This window comes from Caulobacter sp. DWR1-3-2b1 (assembly GCF_049895765.1).
GTDB lineage: Bacteria > Pseudomonadota > Alphaproteobacteria > Caulobacterales > Caulobacteraceae > Caulobacter.
Map to the genome: position 1 here is coordinate 38,306 of NZ_JAFCSZ010000022.1, position 20,786 is coordinate 59,091.

At 67.4% G+C, this 20,786-nt stretch carries 19 protein-coding genes and 1 pseudogene; 14 read left to right on the forward strand and 6 right to left on the reverse strand.

What is annotated here, in order from left to right; genetic code table 11:
• Positions 1-5 precede the first annotated feature (5 nt).
• The 8 genes and pseudogenes from ACP69S_RS16790 (at position 6) to ACP69S_RS16825 (ending at position 7,921) form a co-directional block, all read left to right on the forward strand.
• Positions 6-713: a CpaD family pilus assembly protein gene (locus ACP69S_RS16790; protein ID WP_425999163.1), complete on the forward strand. Its 708-nt coding sequence runs from the start codon at positions 6-8 to the stop codon at positions 711-713.
• Positions 713-2,308 (forward strand): AAA family ATPase, encoded by a 1,596-nt coding sequence (locus ACP69S_RS16795; protein ID WP_425999165.1) that lies wholly within the window; start codon positions 713-715, stop codon positions 2,306-2,308. The genes ACP69S_RS16790 and ACP69S_RS16795 overlap by 1 nt, the downstream gene beginning before the upstream one ends.
• 6 nt (positions 2,309-2,314) lie before the next feature.
• A complete protein-coding gene (locus tag ACP69S_RS16800; RefSeq protein ID WP_425999167.1) occupies positions 2,315-3,808 on the forward strand; it encodes a CpaF family protein in 1,494 nt (497 codons plus the stop codon).
• A gap of 3 nt (positions 3,809-3,811) precedes the next feature.
• The gene (locus tag ACP69S_RS16805; protein ID WP_425999169.1) at positions 3,812-4,789 is read left to right on the forward strand and encodes a type II secretion system F family protein; all 978 of its coding nucleotides are present in this window, start codon (positions 3,812-3,814) and stop codon (positions 4,787-4,789) included.
• Between the two features lie 137 nt (positions 4,790-4,926).
• A pseudogene (locus tag ACP69S_RS16810) lies at positions 4,927-5,968 on the forward strand (type II secretion system F family protein).
• 142 nt (positions 5,969-6,110) lie between these two features.
• Positions 6,111-6,779: a hypothetical protein gene (locus ACP69S_RS16815; protein WP_425999171.1), complete on the forward strand. Its 669-nt coding sequence runs from the start codon at positions 6,111-6,113 to the stop codon at positions 6,777-6,779.
• On the forward strand, positions 6,776-7,627 hold the full coding sequence (locus tag ACP69S_RS16820) for a LytR/AlgR family response regulator transcription factor (protein ID WP_425999173.1): 852 nt from the start codon (positions 6,776-6,778) through the stop codon (positions 7,625-7,627). Before ACP69S_RS16815 ends, ACP69S_RS16820 begins: the two co-directional genes overlap by 4 nt.
• Positions 7,628-7,726: 99 nt before the next feature.
• A complete protein-coding gene (locus tag ACP69S_RS16825; RefSeq protein ID WP_425999175.1) occupies positions 7,727-7,921 on the forward strand; it encodes a hypothetical protein in 195 nt (64 codons plus the stop codon).
• A gap of 9 nt (positions 7,922-7,930) precedes the next feature.
• Here the strand turns inward: ACP69S_RS16825 and ACP69S_RS16830 are convergent, their stop codons facing one another.
• A complete protein-coding gene (locus ACP69S_RS16830; RefSeq protein ID WP_425999177.1) occupies positions 7,931-8,749 on the reverse strand; it encodes a tetratricopeptide repeat protein in 819 nt (272 codons plus the stop codon).
• Positions 8,750-8,833: 84 nt separating this feature from the next.
• Here ACP69S_RS16830 and ACP69S_RS16835 point away from each other — a divergent pair, with 84 nt between their 5' ends.
• Together ACP69S_RS16835 and ACP69S_RS16840 are read left to right on the forward strand one after the other, a co-directional pair.
• Positions 8,834-10,264 carry a leucyl aminopeptidase family protein gene (locus ACP69S_RS16835; protein ID WP_425999179.1) on the forward strand — a complete coding sequence of 477 codons (1,431 nt, stop codon included), beginning with the start codon at positions 8,834-8,836 and terminating at the stop codon, positions 10,262-10,264.
• Positions 10,261-11,097 (forward strand): C40 family peptidase, encoded by an 837-nt coding sequence (locus ACP69S_RS16840; protein WP_425999181.1) that lies wholly within the window; start codon positions 10,261-10,263, stop codon positions 11,095-11,097. The genes ACP69S_RS16835 and ACP69S_RS16840 overlap by 4 nt, the downstream gene beginning before the upstream one ends.
• Before the next feature lie 61 nt (positions 11,098-11,158).
• On the opposite strand, the gene ACP69S_RS16845 is transcribed toward ACP69S_RS16840, so the two are convergent.
• Positions 11,159-11,839: a c-type cytochrome gene (locus ACP69S_RS16845; RefSeq protein WP_425999183.1), complete on the reverse strand. Its 681-nt coding sequence runs from the start codon at positions 11,837-11,839 to the stop codon at positions 11,159-11,161.
• 144 nt (positions 11,840-11,983) lie between these two features.
• On the opposite strand from ACP69S_RS16845, the gene ACP69S_RS16850 reads away from it, so the two are divergent.
• The 3 genes from ACP69S_RS16850 to ACP69S_RS16860 all read left to right on the forward strand — a co-directional run bounded on the left by ACP69S_RS16850 (position 11,984) and on the right by ACP69S_RS16860 (position 14,106).
• Positions 11,984-12,757, forward strand: coding sequence for a 3-deoxy-manno-octulosonate cytidylyltransferase (locus ACP69S_RS16850; protein WP_425999185.1), 774 nt, complete (start codon positions 11,984-11,986; stop codon positions 12,755-12,757).
• Positions 12,754-13,602 (forward strand): prephenate dehydratase, encoded by an 849-nt coding sequence (locus tag ACP69S_RS16855; protein WP_425999187.1) that lies wholly within the window; start codon positions 12,754-12,756, stop codon positions 13,600-13,602. Before ACP69S_RS16850 ends, ACP69S_RS16855 begins: the two co-directional genes overlap by 4 nt.
• Positions 13,603-13,689: 87 nt before the next feature.
• Entirely contained in the window at positions 13,690-14,106 is a 417-nt protein-coding gene (locus ACP69S_RS16860) for an MAPEG family protein (RefSeq protein WP_425999189.1), read from the forward strand.
• Positions 14,107-14,299: 193 nt separating this feature from the next.
• Here the strand turns inward: ACP69S_RS16860 and nadC are convergent, their stop codons facing one another.
• From nadC to nadA, 4 genes are all read right to left on the reverse strand, one after another.
• Complete coding sequence (nadC, locus tag ACP69S_RS16865) at positions 14,300-15,148, reverse strand: carboxylating nicotinate-nucleotide diphosphorylase (RefSeq protein WP_425999191.1); 849 nt, start codon at positions 15,146-15,148, stop codon at positions 14,300-14,302.
• Positions 15,145-15,741: a Uma2 family endonuclease gene (locus ACP69S_RS16870; RefSeq protein WP_425999193.1), complete on the reverse strand. Its 597-nt coding sequence runs from the start codon at positions 15,739-15,741 to the stop codon at positions 15,145-15,147. Before ACP69S_RS16870 ends, nadC begins: the two co-directional genes overlap by 4 nt.
• A gap of 30 nt (positions 15,742-15,771) precedes the next feature.
• On the reverse strand, positions 15,772-17,298 hold the full coding sequence (locus tag ACP69S_RS16875) for an L-aspartate oxidase (RefSeq protein WP_425999195.1): 1,527 nt from the start codon (positions 17,296-17,298) through the stop codon (positions 15,772-15,774).
• Between the two features lie 124 nt (positions 17,299-17,422).
• Complete coding sequence (gene nadA, locus ACP69S_RS16880) at positions 17,423-18,508, reverse strand: quinolinate synthase NadA (RefSeq protein ID WP_425999197.1); 1,086 nt, start codon at positions 18,506-18,508, stop codon at positions 17,423-17,425.
• 385 nt (positions 18,509-18,893) lie between these two features.
• Between nadA and ACP69S_RS16885 the strand changes: the two genes are divergently transcribed.
• Positions 18,894-20,786: a sensor histidine kinase gene (locus ACP69S_RS16885; protein WP_425999199.1), complete on the forward strand. Its 1,893-nt coding sequence runs from the start codon at positions 18,894-18,896 to the stop codon at positions 20,784-20,786.

Here is a 20,786-nt window from a genome sequence, read left to right on the forward strand (position 1 = left end):
CGGACATGAGCAGCCAACCCGTGAAACTCATCCTTCAGGCCGGTCTGATCGGCGCCGCCTTGCTCGGCCTGTCGGCCTGCGCCAGCGTCCGTGGCGAACCGCCTGTCGCCGCCCCTGTAGCGCGCACCGAAACCGAGAAGTGGCGCGACCAGATCAAGGTCGATGGCCGCGCCGATGAAATCCAGCTGGCCGTTCACGCCACCGGCGTCTCGGCCAATCAGGACCAGGCGCTGTCGGCCCTGGTCAGCCGCTGGCTGTCCGCCCAGGCGCGCGAGATCGTGGTCAGCGCCCCCATCGGCGGCGGCAACCCTTCCGCCGCTGGCGGGATGGCGGTCCAGGTTCGCGAACGCCTGACCTTTTATGGCGCGCCCGCGTCCTACGTGCGGGTAGTCGGCTATGACGGCGCCGGCGACCCCGCCGCGCCGCTGCGCGTCGGCTTCGAGGTCTTCACCGCCCAGGGGCCGACCTGCGGCGCCTGGGAGAACATCACCGCCACCCGCAAGAACGAAGCCTACGGCAATTTCGGCTGCTCGATGGCCGCCAACCTGGCCGCCCAGATCGCCAATCCCGAGGACCTGATCCGGCCGCGCGACTCCACGCCCATCGACGCGGGCCGCCGCGACGTGGTGCTGGGCAAGTACCGCCAGGGCCAGGCCACAGCTTCGGCCAAGGATGACCAGGCCAATGGCGCCATCTCGAAGGCGATCAACTGATGGCGCGACCTCCTTCGGAACATGACCCGTTCGACCTGGGGTTCGAGGCGACCGACGAGTTCACCTCGGCCGGCTCCGATCCCTGGCGCTCCTCTGCTCCGGCCCTGACGCCGGCCATGGGCGGACTGGACGACCCGTTCGCCGACTTCCCGCCGGCCCGGCCGCGCGACGAGCGGCCCTCGCCCGCCCTGGACCCGTTCGCGGCGCCCGCCGCCGCACGTCAGGCCCAAGCCCAGGCAGCGGCGCCAGCGCGCGCCGCCGCGCCACAACCCGTTCCTCCCCCCGCGCTGCGGCCCGAGGTTGAGCGAGCGCCCGCCGCCGAACCGGCGCCGGCGCCGACGCCCGACCCGTCGGTTCACACCTCGCATGACGGCCTGATCGGCAGCGACGCCGCTTTGGGCGAAATGGCGGTGCCGCGCATCACCATCCACGCCTTCTGCGTGCGACCCGAGACCTCGGCCCTGATCGAGCTGGCCGCCGCCGACCGCCGGATGGCGCGTGCCTCGACCCTGGTCCGCGTTGGTGGCCTCGACGCCGCTGTCGAGCTCTACCAGAACCAGTCGACGCCCTCGCTGGTGCTGGTGGAAAGTCATGACGGCGCCCAGCGCCTGCTGCATCTCCTCGACGCCCTGGCCCAGGTCTGCGACCCGGGCACCAAGGTCGTGGTGATCGGCCAAACCAACGACATCGCCCTCTATCGCGAGCTGATGCGGCGCGGGGTCAGCGAGTATCTGACCCAGCCGCTGGGCCCTCTGCAGGTGATCCGCGCGGTCTCCGGTCTGTACGCCGATCCGTCGGCGCCCTTCGTCGGTCGCCAGGTGGCCTTCGTCGGCGCCAAGGGCGGGGTAGGGGCCTCGACCCTGGCCCACAATTTCGCCTGGTCGATGGCCGAGCGCATGCAGACCGCCACGGTGATCGTCGACCTGGACCTGCCGTTCGGCACCGCCGGCCTCGACTTCAACCAGGACCCGCTGCAGGGCGTCATCGACGCGCTCACCCAGCCCGAGCGCCTCGACCCCGTGCTGATGGACCGCATGATGGTCCGTTGCGGAGACCGCCTGTCGCTGTTCGCAGCCCCGGCCAGCTTGGATCAGGACTACGACATCAGCGCCGACGCCTATGAAGAGGTCACCCAGAAAATCCGCGGCGCCGCGCCCTTCGTGGTGCTGGACCTGCCGCACAGCTGGGCGGCCTGGACGCGCAAGGTGCTGATCGGCTCGGACGATCTGGTCGTGGTCGCCACGCCGGACCTGGCCTCGCTGCGTAACGCCAAGAACATCGTCGACATGGTCCGTCAGGCCCGTCCCAACGACGCTCCGCCGCGCCTGGTGCTCAATCAGGTGGGCGTCCCCGGCCGTCCAGAAATCCCGGTGAAGGATTTCGGCGAGGCCTTGGGCGTCACGCCGTCGCTCGTCCTGCCCTTCGATCCCAAGTCCTTCGGTCTGGCCGCCAATAACGGCCAGATGGTTGGAGAGGTCGCGCCCAAGTCCAAGGCGGCCGAGGGTATCGACCACCTGGCCCAGCTGATCAGCCGTCGCGAACCGCCGCAGGTTCAGAAGGCCTCGATGCTGTCTGGTCTGTTCAGGAAGAAATAGCGACGGATGTTCGGCAAGCGCGATCAGAACACTCCTGCCGACCGGCAGGCGCCGCCTCCGGCCCCGGCTGACGGCTCTGCGATCGCCACGCGCCCGCAGCGGGTCGATCCGGCCCAGGAACGCGCCGCGCCTTCTTCCAAGGTGGCTGCGCCCAAGTCGACGCCGGGTCTGGAGCAGCTGCGCGCCGCGCAGGGGGCTCCAGCCACGACCACGATCGTCCGTGAGCAGAGCGACTACTACCACGCCACCAAGACCACGATCTTCAACGCACTGCTCAACACCATTGATCTGAGCCAACTGGCCCAGCTGGACCTGAAGGCGGCGGCCGAAGAGATCAGGGACATCGTCGCCGAACTGGTCGCGATCAAGAACGTCTCGATGTCGGTCTCCGAGCAGGAGCACTTGGTCCAGGACATCATCAACGACGTTCTCGGTTATGGCCCGCTGGAGCCCCTGCTGGCTCGCGACGACATCGCCGACATCATGGTTAATGGCGCCCACCGGGTATTCATCGAAGTCGGCGGCAAGGTCCAGCTGACCAATGTGCGCTTCCGCGACAATCTTCAGCTGATGAACATCTGCCAACGCATCGTTAGCCAGGTCGGCCGCCGGGTCGATGAAAGTTCACCGATCTGCGACGCCCGTCTGCCCGACGGCTCTCGTGTCAACGTCATCGCGCCCCCGCTTGCTCTGGACGGTCCCACCCTGACCATCCGGAAGTTCAAGAAGGACAAGCTGACGATGAAGAACCTGGTCGACTACGCGTCGATCAGCCCGGAAGGGGCGCGGGTTCTGGGCGTGATCGGGGCCTGCCGCTGCAACATCGTCATTTCCGGCGGTACGGGCTCGGGCAAGACCACCCTGCTCAACACCCTGACCGCCTTCATCGACCCGACCGAGCGGGTGGTGACTTGCGAGGACGCCGCCGAACTGCAGCTGCAGCAGCCACACGTGGTGCGTCTGGAAACCCGGCCGCCCAACCTGGAAGGCCAGGGCGCGGTGACCATGCGCGATCTGGTCAAGAACTGCCTTCGGATGCGCCCCGAACGGATCATTGTCGGCGAAGTCCGGGGGCCGGAGGCCTTCGACCTGCTGCAGGCCATGAACACCGGCCACGACGGCTCGATGGGCACGCTGCACGCCAACAGCCCGCGCGAAGCCATCAGCCGGATCGAGAGCATGATCACCATGGGCGGGTACGGCCTGCCCTCCAAGACCATCAAGGAGATGATCGTCGGTTCGGTCGACGTCGTCATCCAGGCCGCCCGTCTGCGCGACGGCAGTCGTCGCATCACTCACATCACCGAAGTGGTGGGTCTGGAAGGCGACGTGATCGTCACCCAGGACCTGTTCGTCTACGAGATCACAGGCGAGGACGCCGACGGCAAGGTGATCGGCAAGCACCGCTCGACCGGCATCGCCCGGCCCCGCTTCTGGGACCGCGCCCGTTATTACGGTCTGGAACGCGAGCTGGCCGAAGCCCTCGACGCGGCGGAGTAGCCGATGCTGTTCGTGATCGCCGGCGTTCTGGGCTTCATCACCATAGCGGGTCTGGGCTTCGCCTTCGCTGGCGGCGACCCGAACGCGGCCCGCACGGCCAAGCGCGCCCAGGCGATCGTCGGTGGCGGTCCGCGTGAAGCGGGGGCCCGCGCCAAGGCCGTGGCCAACACGCCGGACGCTCGCCGCAAGCAGATCCTGAAGACGCTGAAAGAGCAGGACCGCAGGCAGAAGAAGGCCACGCTCAGCATCGCAGCGCGCCTGCGCGCTGCCGGCCTGGGCGAAAAGGTTCAGATGTTCTGGATCATCAGCGGCGTGCTGGGCCTTTGCGTTGGCCTGGTTGTCCTCATCCTGCGCCAGCATCCGCTGATCGCCCTGGGCGGAGCCTTCGCGGCCGGTTTTGGCCTGCCGCGCTGGGTCGTCGGCGTGCTGGCCAAGGCCCGCACCAAGAAGTTCACCGAGGCCTTTTCCGACGCCATCGATATCATCGTGCGCGGCATCAAGTCGGGCTTGCCGGTCCATGACTGTCTGAAGATCATCGGCAAGGAATGCCCCGAGCCCCTGGCCGGCGAGTTTCGCGTGCTGACCGAGAACGTCGGCATGGGCATGCCGATGTCCGACGCCCTGGAGCGCATGTACGAGCGCATGCCGACCAACGAGCTGCGCTTCTTCGCCATCGTGCTGTCGATCCAGGCCAAGACCGGCGGCAACCTGGCCGAAGCCCTGGGCAACCTGTCGACCGTGCTGCGGGCCCGCAAGCTGATGCACGAGAAGATCAAGGCCCTGTCGGCCGAAGCCGTGGCCTCGGCCGTCATCATCGGCGCCCTGCCGCCGGGCGTGGTGGTCCTGATCACCGTGACCTCGCCGGCCTACATGCAGCCTCTGTTCACCGACCCGCGCGGACACCTGATGCTTCTGGCCGGCGGCCTCTGGATGAGCATGGGCATCTTCGTGATGCGCAAGATGATCAACTTCAAGTTCTAGAGGAGATGATTCAGTGACTCTCCAGAACACCCACACTCCGCTCTCCCCGGCGAAAGCCGGGACCCAGTTTCAACCTGAGCGACTGGGGATGACGCGCGGTCTGCCTCGCTTCAGTCGATTGACGCCCTGGGCTCGATCTGGGTCCCGACCTTCGCCGGGAAGATCGGTTATCAGTTGTTCTAGGGGGAGGGCGCTGACATGAACATCGTCGCCATCCTGACCGATCCCAGCAACCTGCTGACCGGCTTCATCGCCATCGTGGTGTTCGCCACCATCATCACCCTGGCCGCGCCCGCCATGAGCGACCGGGGCCTGGAAGGCCGCCTGAAGTCGGTGGCCAACCGTCGCGAAGAACTGCGGCGCCGCTCGCGTGAGGCCATCGCCCAGAAAGGCGGGACCAGCACCCTGCGTCACACAGACGAGGGCCTGTACAAGAATATCGTCGACCGGCTGCAGTTGTCCAAGCTGCTGGAAGACCCGAAGGTCGTCGACAAGCTGGCCCAGGCCGGTTTCCGAGGACCGCAGCCGGTCTCGACCTTCTATTTCTTCCGCTTCGTGATGCCGTTCGTCTTTGCCGTGGTGACGGCCGTCTACATCTACCTGATCAACGATTTCGGCCTGCTGGGCATGCAGAAGATGTGCGCCTGCGTGGCGGCCCTGGCCATCGGCTACTACGCGCCCAATGTCTATATCAGCAACATCGCCACCAAGCGCCGCGAGTCCATCGTGGCGGCCTTCCCGGACTCGCTCGATCTGCTGCTGATCTGCGTCGAGAGCGGCATGTCTATCGAGGCGGCCATCCAGAAGGTCGGCGCCGAGGTCGGCTCCAGCTCGATGGAACTGGCCGAGGAACTGTCGCTGCTGACCGCTGAGCTGTCCTACCTGCCCGACCGGCGCCTGGCCTATGAAGGCCTGGCCCGCCGCACCAACCATCCCGGCATCCGCTCGGTGGCCACTGCCATGATCCAGGCCGAGCGCTACGGCACGCCGCTGGGCTCGGCGCTGCGCGTCATGGCCAAGGAAAATCGCGACCTGCGTCTTTCTGCGGCAGAGAAGAAGGCCGCCGCCTTGCCCGCCCAGTTGACCGTGCCGATGATCCTGTTCTTCCTGCCGGTGCTGTTCGTCGTGATCCTGGGTCCGGCGATCCTCAAGATCCAGGACGTGATGGGAAAGGGCTAGGCTCCAGCCCTTCCTACCCAAAACCTTGTCCTTCCCGGCGCTCCGCTTCGCTGCGACCGGGAGGACAAGCTTGTCGTCCCCAAGGGCCGCGCTTCGTCCCGGATACCTGGCGATACGGCCTGAGAGCAGCCATCAGCGCTGCATGATCTTTCAGCCCACCCTCGCCCTCCACATCACCTGCGGCCTCGTCGCCGTCGCCGCAGGCTTCCTGCCCATTGTCACCCGCAAGGGCTCGCGGCTGTATCGCACCTCCGGATGGATCTTCGCCAGCCTGATGGGGGTAATGCTGGCCTGCGCCTGGGTGATGACGGCCTTGCACTTCAGCGCCTATTTCGCGGCCCTGACCGCGACGGCGTCGATCACCGTCTTCTCCGGCGTGCGGGTGCTGAAACGCAAGCGGCCCGACCTGCGCCGCGCCGACCGGGCGAGACTGATCGACTGGCTGCTGACCCTGACCGTGGTCGGCGTCGGCCTGTGGCTGCTGGCCCTGATCCTGCTGGGCAAGGCGGGTCCCAGTCCCGCCGTCTCAGCGGCCCTGGTCTATGGCGCCCTGACCTATGGCGGCTGGGACCTCTGGCGCTTTCTGCGGCCGACCGCGTGGCCTTTCTTTCCGGACCTCTGGACCTACGAGCATCTTGTGAAGATGCTGAGCGCCTACGGGGCGGTGATGAGCGCTTTCTCGGGCAATTTTCTGACCTTCCTGCCGACCCCCTGGAGCCAGCTCTGGCCGACCCTCTTCTTCCAGCCTCTGGCCCTGATCTGGGTGCTGACGCACGCGCGGCGGCGCCGCGCCAGCTTCGCGACCGCTTGAAGCGCGCGTCGACCTCCGCCTGGGTGTGGGCGTTCAGCGTCTACAGCTATGTGGCCACCACGCTCAGCGCCGCCTGGTTCGCGCGGCGGGCCGCCCGCGCGGCGGGGGCGCCGATGAGCTTCGTCGAGTCGGTGAGCTGGCAGGGCGCCAGCTACGCCCTGTGGCTGCCCTTCGCCGGCCTGGTTTGGGCCATGCTGCGGCGTTTTGGAGCCGGCGGGCGGGGCGTGGCCGTTCTGACCCTCGCCGCCATTCTTCTCGTCCCGCTGGAGTCCCTTGCGGCGGCCTGGACGGACATGGCGTTCAGAGGGGCGGGCGGCGGCTGGGGCGAGGCGCTGGGGCGCGCCGTCGGGCGGCTGCCCGTCTCGATCCTGCTCTACACCGCCATCGCCGCCGCCGGTCTGGCTGCCGCCCATCGGCAGAAGGCGGTCGAGGTTCAGGCCCGCGCCGACGACCTGGAAACAGCGTTGGAGACAGCCCGAGGGGCTCTTGCCCGCCAGGTCGCTCCGGCCGAGCGCCTGATGGTCTCCAACGGCTCGCGCCGCACGCCGGTGGACCTGGCCCAGGTCGAATGGTTCGCGGCGGCCGGCAACTATGTCGTGGTCCATTGGGGGCAAGGGGAGGGGGGCGAGCGGGAGGGCCTGATCCGCGAGACCTTGCAGGCCCTGGAGGCGCGGCTGGATCCTGCGGTCTTCGCCCGCAGCCATCGCTCGACCCTGGTCAATCTGGCCCGCGTGCGCGAGACGCAGTCGCTGTCGGACGGCTCCTGGCGCCTTACGCTGGAGAGCGGCGCCGAGCTGGTCGCCAGCCGAACCTATCGCGACGACCTGCTGGCCCGCCTGGGGCGATAGAGCCTTTGCGGCTCTATCTGATGCCGGGAGCGCGATTGCAGCCGCGGCGCCCTTCTTGCGGCTCGCCCCCCAGTGGTTTGCCATTGTGGGACAGTCAGCATGAAGATCGGCGGCAAGCGGGCTCACCGCGATCGAGGCTTCGCGGGCGACGAGGTCGGCGGATCGGCGGTCGAGACGGCTCTGATCTTCTCGCTGGCGGCGACCTTCGCGGTGGTGGTCCGCGAGGGCGTGAGCATGCCGCTGCTTCAGAAGTTCATCGACGCGGCCATGGCGCTGGAAAACGTACTCGGCTAAGAGCCCGCTCTAGCCGCCCGACTTCATCGCGTCCCACGACCGGGATTGGCCCGCCGGGCCGGGCTTGCTGGTGGCGGCTCGCAGCCAGGCCAGATTGTTGGCCACCGATTCCGGGGGCAGGTCCTGACGGGCCAACTTCTCGGCCTCGGCGATGCGGCCTTGCAGGCCGATAACCAGGGCGAGGTTCTGACGGATCTGGATACTTGAGGCGGGCATGACTGCCGCGCGGCGCAGTTGAGCCTCGGCGCCGGCCAGGTCGCCCTGGCTGGCCAGGTGCATGGCGTAGTTGGCGGTCGGCACGGCTTCGTTGGGAGCAAGCGCCACGGCCTGACGGTGGGCCACGCTGGCTTCGTCGTCACGCTGGGCCTGCTCGTAGGCGACGCCCAGCAGCGATTGCGGACGCCAGTCGCGGGGCGCCAAGGCGGCGGCGCGACGGGCCGGGTCGATGGCGTAGAAGCCCTGGCCACGCGCGATCTGGGCGCGGGCCGATTCCAGCAGGGCGTCGATATTGTCGGGCTGGGCCATCAGCACCTTGGCCACCGTCGCGGCGGCGTCGTCATAGCGTCCCAGCGCCCGCAGGGCCTGGGCCAAGGCGACCCCGGCCTCGGCGTCGCGGCTGTCGGTCTCGAATTCACCACCCCAGAACGCGGCGCGGGCCAGCGGATCGGCCCGGCGCATCTCGGCCCGTTGGGTCGGCGTGGCCTTGCGCGAGGTGGTCTGCTCGACGGCTTCGGGCTTGTTCTTCGCGGCGCCGGCATGGGCCTGGGCGCCCAGCAGCATAAGAGCCGGGGCGAGAACGGTTGCGAGGAGCGCGCGCTTGCGACACATGGAAGACAAGTCTCCGAAAGGTAGCCGCATCCTCGCCGCGCGGCCCTCAAGGAATCGTTAAGCATAATTTCCGAGGGCCGCGACATGTTGGACAGTCATCCAATCCTTTCGGCAGTTTTTCCGGCGGCGACCGAGCTCGCCATTCCGGTCCACCCGCTGTTCGAGGCCGAGCTGGAGGCGTTCCTGACCGCTCGCCGTCCCTCGGCCCGCGTGCTGGCGACCCAGGCCCAGTTCAAGGCCAAGGCAGGCCAGGTGCTAGTGCTGTCGGCGCCCAGCGGTAAGGTCGAGCGTGTGCTGATGGGAATCGGGTCTCGCATGAGCGTCGATCCGGGCCTGTTCCGAGGCCTTGCCGCCAAGCTGCCGGCCGGCGACTACAGGCTGGCCCGCCTGCCGCGCGGCCTGGACGCCCAGGAGGCGACTCTAGCCTTCGCCCTGGGGCTCTATCGCTTCGACCGTTATCGCAAGCGCCCGCCTAGCAAAGAAGGGGGTGAGGCCGTACCCCGGCTGGTCGCGCCAAAGGGCGTCGATATCGAAGCCGTGACCGCCGTCAGCCACGCCTGCGCCCTGGCCCGCGACATGATCAACACCCCGGCCAACGACATGGGGCCGCTGCAGATCGAGACTATCGCCCGCGAGATCGCCGAGAAGCACGGCGCGACCCTGTCGGTGATCGTGGGCGATGATCTGCTTGAGCAGAACTACCCCGCCGTCCACGCGGTGGGCCGCGCCGCCGTTCCGCATCGCGCGCCGCGCATGATCGAGATGAGCTGGGGCGATCATTCGCACCCTCTGGTCGTCCTGGTCGGCAAGGGCGTGGTGTTCGACACCGGCGGGCTGGATATCAAGCCTTCGGGCGGAATGCGGCTGATGAAGAAGGACATGGGCGGCGCCGCCCACGCCCTGGCTCTGGCCCGTATGGTGATGTCGGCCAAGCTCCCCGTGCGGCTCGTCGTGCTGACTCCCGTGGTCGAGAACGCCATCAGCGGCGACGCCATGCGGCCGGGCGATGTGCTGCAAACTCGTGCCGGCCTGACCGTCGAGGTGGGCAATACCGACGCCGAGGGCAGGCTGATCCTGGCCGACGCCCTGACCCGCGCAGCCGAGCTTAAACCCGTCCTGACCCTGGACCTGGCCACTCTGACCGGCGCGGCGCGGGTGGCCATGGGGCCGTTCGTCATCCCGTTCTGGACTGCCGACGACAGGCTGGCCGGCCAGATCGAGGCGGCGTCCAGGGCCACCTTCGACCCCTTGTGGCGCCTGCCTCTGTGGGACGGCTATCGCGAGGCCATCGAGAGCGACATCGCCGATCTGAAGAACGATCCCGACGCCTGGGCCCAGGCTGGCGCGACGACGGCCGCCCTGTTCCTCGAAAAGTTCGCACCCACCGATGGAAGCTGGGCTCACTTCGACGTCTATGCCTGGAATCCCAAGAGCCGGCCGGGCTATCCCACGGGCGGTGAGGCCCAGGCGATCCGGGCGCTGTTCAGCTTGCTCAAGACGAGGTTCCCGGCATGAGCCCATCCGACCGCCGCCTGACCCTCTTGCGTGACGGCTTGGCTGATCAGCGGCTGGAGGGGCTCGTCGTCGCAGAGCGCTTCGCGGCCGCCACACCGATGCAGGCCAGCGCGCCTGTCGCTTCGATCCGCAAGGCGCCGGCCCCCGACGCCGAACAGGAAGATCAGCTGGTCTTTGGCGAGCGGTTCGATGTGCTGTTCGAGATCGATGGCTTCGCCTTCGGCCAGGCCCGCCGCGACGGCTATGTGGGCTATGTGACAAGCGACGCCCTCTCGGCGCCGGTCCTGGCTTCCACCCATCGGGTCTCCGCGATCCGCACCTATGGGTTCAGCCAGCCCGACATCAAAACGGCCATTGTCGGTCTTTACAGCCTGGGCGCCCTGGTGACGGTGGAGGCGCGCGAGGGGCGCTTTGTCCGGGTCGCCCGCTCGGGCTGGTTCATCGAGGCGCATCTGACGCCGATCGGACGGGGCGAGACCGACTGGGTCGCGGTCGCTGGGCGGTTTCTGGGCGCGCCCTACCAGTGGGGCGGGCGGGAGTCGCTGGGCCTGGACTGCTCGGGTATCGTCCAGCAGGCCCTGGCCGCCTGCAACCGCGCCTGCCCGCGCGACACCGACCTGCAGCGCGCCTTCTTCCCCGAGATTGCGGAGGCCGAGCGCCGCCGGGGCGATCTGGTGTTCTGGAAGGGCCACGTGGCCATCCTGCTGGACGCCGAGACCATCCTGCACGCCAATGCCCACCACATGGCCGTGGCCGTCGAGCCCCTGGCTGAGGCGGTCACGCGCATCGAAGCGGCCGGGGTGGGGGCACCGCTGGGGTATCGGCGGGTCTAGCAAAGAAAAAGGGCCGCGAAGCGAACTTCGCGGCCCTGAATCTGTCCCGACCGGAAACCGATCAGTGCGCGGCGGGCGCCGTAGCAGGGGCCGCCGGAGCGCCCGCGGCGACGGTACCGGCGGCTGCGGCCGTGGCCGGGGCGCCTTCCGGAGCGGCTGTCGGCGTGGCGGCCGTGTCGGCCGGAGCGTCGGCCGGCTTGGGCGCCGGCACGGGCAGGGTCGAGCCCAAGCTATGCAGATAGGCAATCAGGGCGACGCGATCTTCCGGCTTCTTGATGCCGACGAAGGTCATGTTGGTGCCCGAAACATATTTGCCCGGCGCCTTCAGGAAGCCGTCCAGGTGGCCGTAGTCCCACACCGGGTTCTTGGCGCCGAAGTCCTTCATGGCCGCTGAATAGGCGAAGCCGGCATGGCTGGCGGGCTTGCGGCCGACCACGCCATAGAGGCCAGGGCCGACGCCGTTGGCGCCGCCCGCTTCGACCTTGTGACAGGCGGCGCACTTGGCGGCCACGGCCTGACCGGCGGTGATATTGGCCGGCAGCAGCAGGGCCGTGCCCCAATCGGGCGCGACCTCGACGACGGCGGCGCGGCCCTCGCCCGGCTCTTCGACCGCGATCTCGTAGCCGGCTTTTTCGGGTTCGTGCTTCTCGAACACGATGGTCGATGCTTCACGCAGACCAAAAATGATGAGGCCGGTCAGCAGCACGCCGCCAGCAATCTTGTTGAACGTCAGGTCGCTCATCTCAGCCTTGTCAGCCTCTTACCGACCCGCCTGGGCGGGGCCAAATTCCACGGCGAGGAATCCCTCACGTGCGCCTCTTGTTGCGCTCGCGTCTCTTACACGCTACCGCCCCTCGCGCAACCGGGCAGCAGCGATATTGAACTCATGAATCCTATCGTCCTGATCCCCGCGCGGATGGCGGCGACCCGCCTGCCCAACAAGCCGCTGGCCGATATCGGCGGCCTGCCGATGATTGTCCGCGTTCTGAACCAGGCGCTCAAGGCCGATATCGGCCCGGTGGCCGTGGCCGCCGGCGATCCGGAGATCGTCGAAGCCGTGCGCGCGGCGGGCGGCGTGGCTGTGTTGACCGACCCGGAACTGCCCTCGGGGTCCGACCGGATCCTGGCCGCCCTCGCGCAACTCGATCCGGATTTCGAGCATGACGTGGTGATCAACCTGCAGGGCGACATGCCCTTCGTCGACCCGTCGATCCTGTCGGCCTGCGCCGGCCTGCTGGAAGATTTCGGTGATTGCGATATCGCCACCGTGGTGGCCGCCGAGGCCTCGCCCGCCGACCGCACCAATCCCGACGTGGTCAAGGCCGTCCTGGCCATGGAAGACGACGGCATGAGCGGCCGCGCCCTCTATTTCACCCGCTCTACTCTCTATGGCGACGGCGCGGTCTGGCGCCATATCGGCATCTATGGCTATCGCCGCGAGGCGCTGGAGGCGTTCAACGCTGCTTCGCCCTCGGCGCTGGAAAAGCGCGAGAAGCTGGAACAGCTGCGGGCCATGGAGCTGGGCATGACGATCCGCGCCGCCGTGGCCGCTGAGGCGCCGATCTCCGTCGATAATCCCTCTGATCTTCAAGCGGCGCGTAGCGCCGCCGGGCCTTCCGATCTCGAAGCCGCGCGTATCCAGGCTGGAAAAGCACAATGAGCATCCTTAAGAAGATCGCCTTCCAGGGCGAGCCCGGCGCCAACAGCCACGAGGCCTGCCGCACCTATTTCCCGGACCACGAGGCCTATCCCTGCGCCACCTTCGAGGAGGCGTTCGAAGCCATCAAGACCGGCGTCTGCGAGCTGGGCATGATCCCGATCGAGAACTCGATCGCCGGCCGGGTCGCCGATGTGCACCACCTGCTGCCGGCCGCCGGGCTGAAGATCGTCGGCGAGCGGTTCAAGCCGATCCGCTTTCAGCTGATGGCCAACAAGGGCGTCAAGCTGGACGCGATCAAGACTGTCGCCTCTATGCCGATCGCGCTGAGCCAGTGCCGCAACAGCCTGCGCAAGCTGGGCGTAACCACCGAGGCGGCCGGCGACACCGCCGGCGCGGCTAAGGCTCTCGCCCTGAAGCCCGATCCGACGCGCGGCGCCGTGGCCCCGGCCCTGGCCGCCGAGATCTATGGCCTCGACATCCTGGCCCGCGACATCGAGGACGAGCGCCACAACACCACCCGCTTCCTGGTGATGACGGCTGAGACGAACCCGACCCCGCCCGCCTTTACCCACCGCTGCGTGACCAGCTTCGTGTTCAAGGTTCGCAACCTCCCGGCCGCGCTCTACAAGGCCATGGGCGGTTTCGCGACCAACGGCGTCAACATGACCAAGCTGGAAAGCTATATGGAAGACGGCGCCTTCACGGCGACCTTCTTCTACGCCGAGGTCGACGGCCGCCCCGAAGATCGCAGTCTGGCCCTGGCCTTCGACGAGCTGAAATTCTTCTCGGACAAGTTCGAGATCCTGGGGGTCTATCCGGCCGACCCGTTCCGGGACCGGACCTGAACACCATTCCCATACGGCAAGCTTCGCAATAGCGCCGAACTGCGTCTAACCTCTCCGGATAACAAACGTCCGGGGAGGGACGCATAGATGGATACCTTGATCGCGCCAGTCATGGCGCTCGTGGGCTGGTCGCTGCTGGTCTGGTTGGTGATGTATGTCCGCCGCATCCCGGCCATGGCCAAGGCCGGTGTCAAACCGCAGGACGCGGCCTTTCCGGGCTCGCTGAACGTGCTGCCGGCCGGGGCGCGCCAGGCGGCCGACAACTACAACCACCTGATGGAACAACCGACCATCTTCTACGCGACCGCCCTGGCGATCAGCGTGGCGGGTCATGGCGACGCCTTGGCGCTGCAGCTGGCCTGGGGCTATGTGGTCGTGCGAATCCTGCACAGCCTGATCCAGATGACGGTCAACCTCGTGAACCTGCGCTTCCTGCTGTTCACGGCCTCGACGATCACCTTGGCGGTGATGGTGGTGCGGGAGTGCGTGAAGATCTGGGGCTAGCCGTCGTAGAGGCTGGGGTCCTTCAGCATCAGATCAACAGTCTGAATGGCTCCAGCCTCACTCGTCTCTACCGACCGCAAGAGCGCTATCATCCGGTCGCGGTCGCGAGCTCGAAACGGATTATCCCTTTCGTCCAGCAGGCCAGCCGCTCCTAGGCGTTCGTTGCCCGTCATGCCTTCATACGCGGGCATTCTCAGACCGCGTCCAGCCCGATATCCAGCACCGGCGCCGAGTGGGTCAGCGCCCCGACGCTGATCACGTCGATGCCCGTCTCGGCGATGGCCCGCACGGTGGTCAGGTTGACCCCGCCCGAGGCCTCCAGCACCGCCCGGCCCTTGGCCAGCGACACGGCCGTGCGCAGGGCTTCGAGGCTGAAATTGTCCAGCATCACCACGTCCGGGCCGTGCTTCAGGGCGTCTTCAAGCTGGTCCAGGCCATCGACCTCGACCTCGACCTTGACCAGATGGCCGGCGAAAGCCCGCGCCCGGCGGACGGCTTCGCCGACCCCGCCGCAGGCGGCGACATGGTTGTCCTTGATCAGGATGGCGTCATCCAGGCCGAAGCGATGGTTGACCCCGCCGCCGCAGCGCACGGCGTATTTTTCCAGCGCCCGCAGGCCCGGGGTGGTCTTGCGGGTGTCGACGATGATCGCGCCCGTGCCCTTGACGAGCCGGACATAGGCGCGGGTCAGAGTGGCGATGCCCGACAACCGGCCCAGCAGGTTGAGGCCCGTACGCTCGGCGGCTAGCACGGCGCGGGCGTTGCCCTCGGCGCGCGCCAGCACCGTGCCCGGCGCGCAGTCGGCGCCGTCCGGCGTGGCGATCTCGAAGCTCGCCGTCGGGTCCATGGCGGCCAGCGCAAGGCGGGCGCAGGACAGGCCCGCGACCCGGCCATCCTGGCGGGCGGCGAACACCACCGACAGGCGCGCGTCAGCGTCGATACAGGCCTCTCCGGTGATGTCGCCGGCCCGGCCGAGGTCTTCGGCGAGGGCGAGATCGATGATGGGGCGGATGAGGAGGTCGGGGAGAGGGGAAAGCTTCAAAACAGCTCCGGGAGCGTGATGCGGATTTGCGGCGCGAACAGCGGCGAGATGGCGTCGTCGTGGTCATCGTGGACCATGGTCGAGGCCCAACTCCCGTTCGGCTGAGGGGCGCGAAAAATCGTTAATCGTCGCTCTTCGGGCTCGATCACCCAGAACTCAGGAACACCGGCCCGGGCGTAGAGTGGCGCCCTCAGTTTCAGGTCGCCGTCGCAAGTCGAGATCGACACCTCGACGACCAGGACGGCGTCGGCCGCCTCGGCGTACTTCCGGCCGGTGAAAGTCCGCACGATCATCAAGTCGGGTTCGGGTGCATTGTGCTCGCCGATCTTCAGGGTGGCGTGGATCAGGAAGCGAAAGTCCGCCGCGATACCGGCGGTTATCGCTGCGGATTTCAGCGCGAAAAGAGCTTCACCCGATGTGTCGCCATGATCCGAGGAGGTGGGCGCCATTTCGAGCAATCTTCCCTCGATGAGTTGCACGCGACCCCAGGCGCGCTGGAACAGGCCCGCTTGGTCCATCTGCTCGAAGGCATCGAAATCGAACAGGAAATCGCTGACGGCGGCATCTTCCAGGCCGGGCTCGGACGCGGTCATGATTGCATCTCCATTCCTGAAATTGTGCCGCTACTCCGCCGCGTATTGCAAGCCGGACTCGCGCAGGCTTCCAAGCCCGGGAGGGAGCGTCGCGAAGGTCCGGACCGGCGCGGCGGTCGCCGGAAAATCGGCGCGGAAGTGACCGCCCCGGCTTTCCTCCCGCGTCAGGGCGGCGGCGACGATCAGGCGCGCGGCGATCAGGGGCGGGCAGGGGCCGTGGGCGGACTCCAGAGCCTCGATCTGGTCCAGCAGACGGGTCAGGCCTGCCGCGTCGCGGATGACGCCCGCGTCGCGGCTCATGGCCTTGCGGAGAATCTGGAGGACATCGGCGGGCAGATCCGGCATTGGCGCCAGCGAGACGGGCTGGCCGGGCGCGTGATGCTCGCTCGCCGCCGCGCGGCCGGCGCGGGCGCCGAACACGACTGCTTCCAGCAGGCTGTTGGAGGCCAGGCGGTTGGCGCCGTGCACACCCGTCGCGGCGCACTCGCCGGCGGCGTAGAGAGCGGGCAGGGAAGTGCGGCCGTCCAGATCCGTGGCCACCCCGCCCATGTGATAGTGCACGGCCGGGGTCACCGGGATCATCTCGCGGCGCGGATCGATCCCGCCGGCGCGGCAGGCTTCGAACACGGCCGGAAACTCGTGCGGGAAGTGGGCGCCCACCGCCGTCGTGGCGTCTAGGAAGGCGCCGCGACCGGCCGCGCGCTCGGCGTGGATGGCGCGGGCCACGATGTCGCGCGGGGCCAGTTCGGCGGCAGGGTGATAGTCGGCCATGAAGGCCCTGGCATCTGTGTTTCGCAGGATCGCGCCCTCGCCGCGCAGGGCTTCGGTGGCCAGGGGGGCGGGGTCGCGACCGATGTCGATGGCCGTGGGATGGAACTGCACGAACTCGGGGTCGGCGATCACCGCGCCGGCCAGGGCGGCCAGGCCCAGACCTTCGCCGCGCACCTCGGCGGGGGTGGTGGTCACGGCATAGAGGCCGCCGACGCCCCCGGTGGCCAGGATCACGGTGGGGGAGAGGATTTCGACCAGCTGGCCGTCGATCTCTGCAAGAACACCCACGACGCGACCGCTCGCGTCCTGAAGCAGCCGGCGGGCGCGGGCGTTTTCGCGGATCTCGATGGCGGGTGTTGCGCGGACGGCCGCGATGACGGCGGCCATGATCGCGGCGCCCGCGCCGTCGCCGCCCACGCGAGCTACGCGGGCCTTGGAGTGAGCCGCTTCGAGGCTCAGCGTGAAGTCGCCGTCTTTCGTATCGAACGGCGCGCCTAGCGCGGCCAAGGCGCGGACCGCGTCGGGGCCTTCGCGGGTCAGCAGTTCGACGGCCTCGACGTCGCACAGGCCCGCGCCGGCGGCTGCGGTGTCGGCGGCGTGCAGGGCCGGGGTATCGTCAGCCGCCAGGGCGGCCGCCATGCCGCCCTGTGCCCAGGCGCTGGAGCAGCCGGTCGCCAACGGCGTCGGCGACAGCACCAGTGCTCGCTTCGCCTCGATGGCGGCGGTGAGGCCGGCAAGTCCAGCCCCGAGGATCACGGGGCCGTCGAAGGTCAGGCGGTTGTGCATCACAACTCCCTTGCCGGCCTCCTCCTGCCATCCCGGCCGAAGAGCCGGGACCGCAGGAAGCGCTGGCGTTTGCCAAGGTCCCGAGTCGGCGTGTTGCCTCGCCCGGGATGACAGTTCAGACGGACTAGATCAGCTCTACGTCCACGTGATGGCGAGCCTTCACGAGGTCGTAGCGGGCGGGGATCAGCGGCGGGGGCAGGTCGATCATCCGCTGCACGGCCAGGCGCGCGGCCGAGGCGATGGTGGGATCCACCGTCACCTCGTAGCGGTCGAACACCAGGGCGTCGTGAATGTTCTGCAGGGTGATCCGCTTCATGTGCGGGCAAAGGTTGCAGGGCTTGATGAACTCGGTATCAGGCGCATCGGCCTCGACATTGCTGGCCATCGAGCACTCGGTGATCAGGATCACCTGCTTGGGCTTCCTCTGGATGACGTAGTCGTTCATCGCGGCGGTTGAGCCGGCGAAGTCGGACTCTTCCAGGATCTCGGCCGGGCACTCGGGGTGGGCCAGGATCTCGGCGCTCGGATAGGAGGCCCGCAGTTCCAGGATGTCCTCGCGGGTGAAGCGCTCGTGCACCTCGCAGCGGCCCTGCCAGGCGATGATCTTGACGCTGGTCTGGCGCGCCACGTTGCGGGCCAGAAACTCGTCGGGGATCAGGATGACCTTGTCGGTCCCCCATTGAGCAGCCGCCCACTCCACCACCTGCACGGCATTGGCGCTGGTGCAGCAGATGTCGGTCTCGGCCTTCACGTCGGCGGTGGTGTTGACATAGGTGACCACCGGCACGCCCGGATAGCGGGCCTTGATCATCCGCACGTCGGCGCCGGTGATCGAGGACGCCAGAGAGCAGCCGGCCAGCGGGTCGGGGATCAGCACGCGCTTGTCCGGCGCCAGCACCTTGCTGGTCTCGGCCATGAAGTGGACGCCGGCCTGGACGATCACCGCCGCGTCGCACTTGGCGGCCTCGCGGGCCAGGGCCAGGCTGTCGCCGACGAAATCGCCGACGCCGTGGAAGATCTCGGTGGTCATGTAATTGTGGGCCAGGATGACGGCGTTCTTCTCGCGCTTCAGCCGGTTGATCTCGGCGATCAGAGGCGCGTGCAGCCGCCACTCCATCGGGGTGATGTGGTTCTTCACCTTGTCCCAGATCTTCGAGGTCTGGACCTCGACGTCGGGGGTAAAGTCCAAAACAGCAGAGCCGTCGGCCATGTGATCCTCGCTTATGCTCAAATTGAGCATTTGTAGGGCCTCAAAAAACGCCGGACCAAGGTGAACCGTTCCGACGCTCGGCTTATGCTGAAATTGAGCATAAGTGCCTTTGAGGTATATAGACCCTTGTTCGCGGATTGCAAAGGGGCGTGAAGCCAACGCGTCGTGCGTACTCTGGCCAAGCGGGTGGTCCAGACGTATTCCTGCTGTCGAGAGGGGAACTTGTGGTTTAGCTCTCGAGTTTGAATGACCGTTGACAGCGAGTTGCCGCCTGTGGGTGCGGATCGCCGAACCGGGCAAACCGGGTCAGGAAGAATACGGGGCCGTATCCGCTTTGAAGACCGATGAGGGGCTCGTCCCAGCTTTTCTATCCGGCGGTGGCGAGATGGGCGCGTTGATCCGCGCCCACGACTGGAGCGCGACCAGCCTTGGCGCGCCCGACACTTGGCCAGCCGGCCTCCGAACCGCACTTCGTCTGATGCTCAATGCTGGCCATCCGATGTATGTCTGGTGGGGCCCAGAGCTGCTGTGCTTCTACAATGACGCCTATAGCGTATCGATAGGCCCCGAGCGGCATCCGACCTCGCTTGGACGACCCGGTCGCGAGGTCTGGGCGGAAATTTGGGACATCGTCGGCCCGCAAGCTGAGCAGGTCATGGAAGGCCGCGGCTCGACCTGGCGTCAGAACGAGCTGATCCCGATCACGCGGAACGGTCGGCGTGAAGACGTCTGGTGGACCTACAGCTACAGTCCGATCGACGAGCCAGCGGCGCCGCGTGGCGTAGGCGGCGTCCTGGTCATTTGCGCGGAAACCACGGACCAGGTCCTGTTGGAACGCCGAGCGACGGCCGAGCGCGAAAACCTGGCGCAGCTATTCGAGCAGGCGCCGACCTTCATGGCGATGCTCAAGGGGCCGGAGCATCGGATCGAGCGGGCCAATCCGGGCTATATGCGCCTGATCGGCGATCGCGACGTGCTTGGCCGCACTGTCGCTGAAGCGCTCCCTGACGCGGTTGAGCAAGGCTACCTGACCTTGCTCGATCAGGTTTTCACCACGGGCGAGCCCTTCAGGGCGACGGCGGCGAACTATGCGGTGCGAGTGACGGCTGGCGGTGCAGTCGATGAGCGTGTTGTCGATTTCGTCTACCAGCCGATCAAGGACTTGAACGGCAAGGTTAGCGGCATCTTCATCGAAGGCGTGGATGTGACCGAGCGGACCCGGGCCGAAGCCGCCCTGCGGGAAAGCGAGCACCGGTTCAGGACCCTGGCCGACCAGATTCCGACGCTCTGCTGGATGGCTCATCCTGACGGACACATCTTCTGGTATAATTCGCGTTGGTACGACTACACCGGCGAAACCCCGGCAGATCAGGAAGGCTGGGGGTGGCAGTCAGTGCATCACCCGGACGTACTGCCTGACGTCATGGCGCTCTGGGGTCGATCCTTGAATGAAGGCCTGCCGTTCGAGATGACCTTTCCCTTGAAGGGCGAGGATGGCGTCTTCCGGCCCTTCCTGACCCGGGTCAATCCGCTACGTGACGAGCAGGGCCGGATCGTTCGCTGGTTTGGCACCAACACTGACGTCAGTGACCATCATCGCCAGGAGCAGCACCTGCGCCTGATGGTCGACGAACTGAACCACCGGGTGAAGAACACCCTGGCGACGGTGCAATCAATCACCGAACAGACCCTGCGCCGCGAGCAAGTCTCGCCGGGCGTTCGCGAGGTGCTGGTGTCTCGCCTGATCGCGCTGAGCCGCGCTCATGACGTGCTGACCAGCGAAAATTGGACGGGCGCCGATCTCAAGGAAGTGGTCGCCCAAGCCGTGGAGCCTTTCCAGGCCGGCGTGGGGCACAGGTTCTCGCTGGCTGGCCCGTCGGTATGGCTTACGCCTCAGGCTGCGATCGCCATGGCCCTGGTGATCCATGAGCTCGCCACGAACGCTGTAAAATATGGCGGCCTTTCCAATTCCGAGGGCAGGGTCAGTTTGACTTGGACGTGCCAGACCAATCCGGACGGAGTCGACCTTCAGATACTCTGGAAGGAATCGGGCGGCCCGCCCGTTTCGCCCCCGACCCGAACCGGGTTTGGCACGCGACTGATCGAGCGCGGCCTGGCCGCCGAGCTTCGGGGTCCGATCAAGATCACCTATCCGGTCGAAGGCGTGGTCTGCACACTTAACGCCAAGCTCGATCTCGCACCGCAGGCGGGCAGCGAAGCCATCTCGCCGCGCTTCGAGCCAAAGTCAAAGGTCAGCGCCGGGCTGGCAGGCGGATAG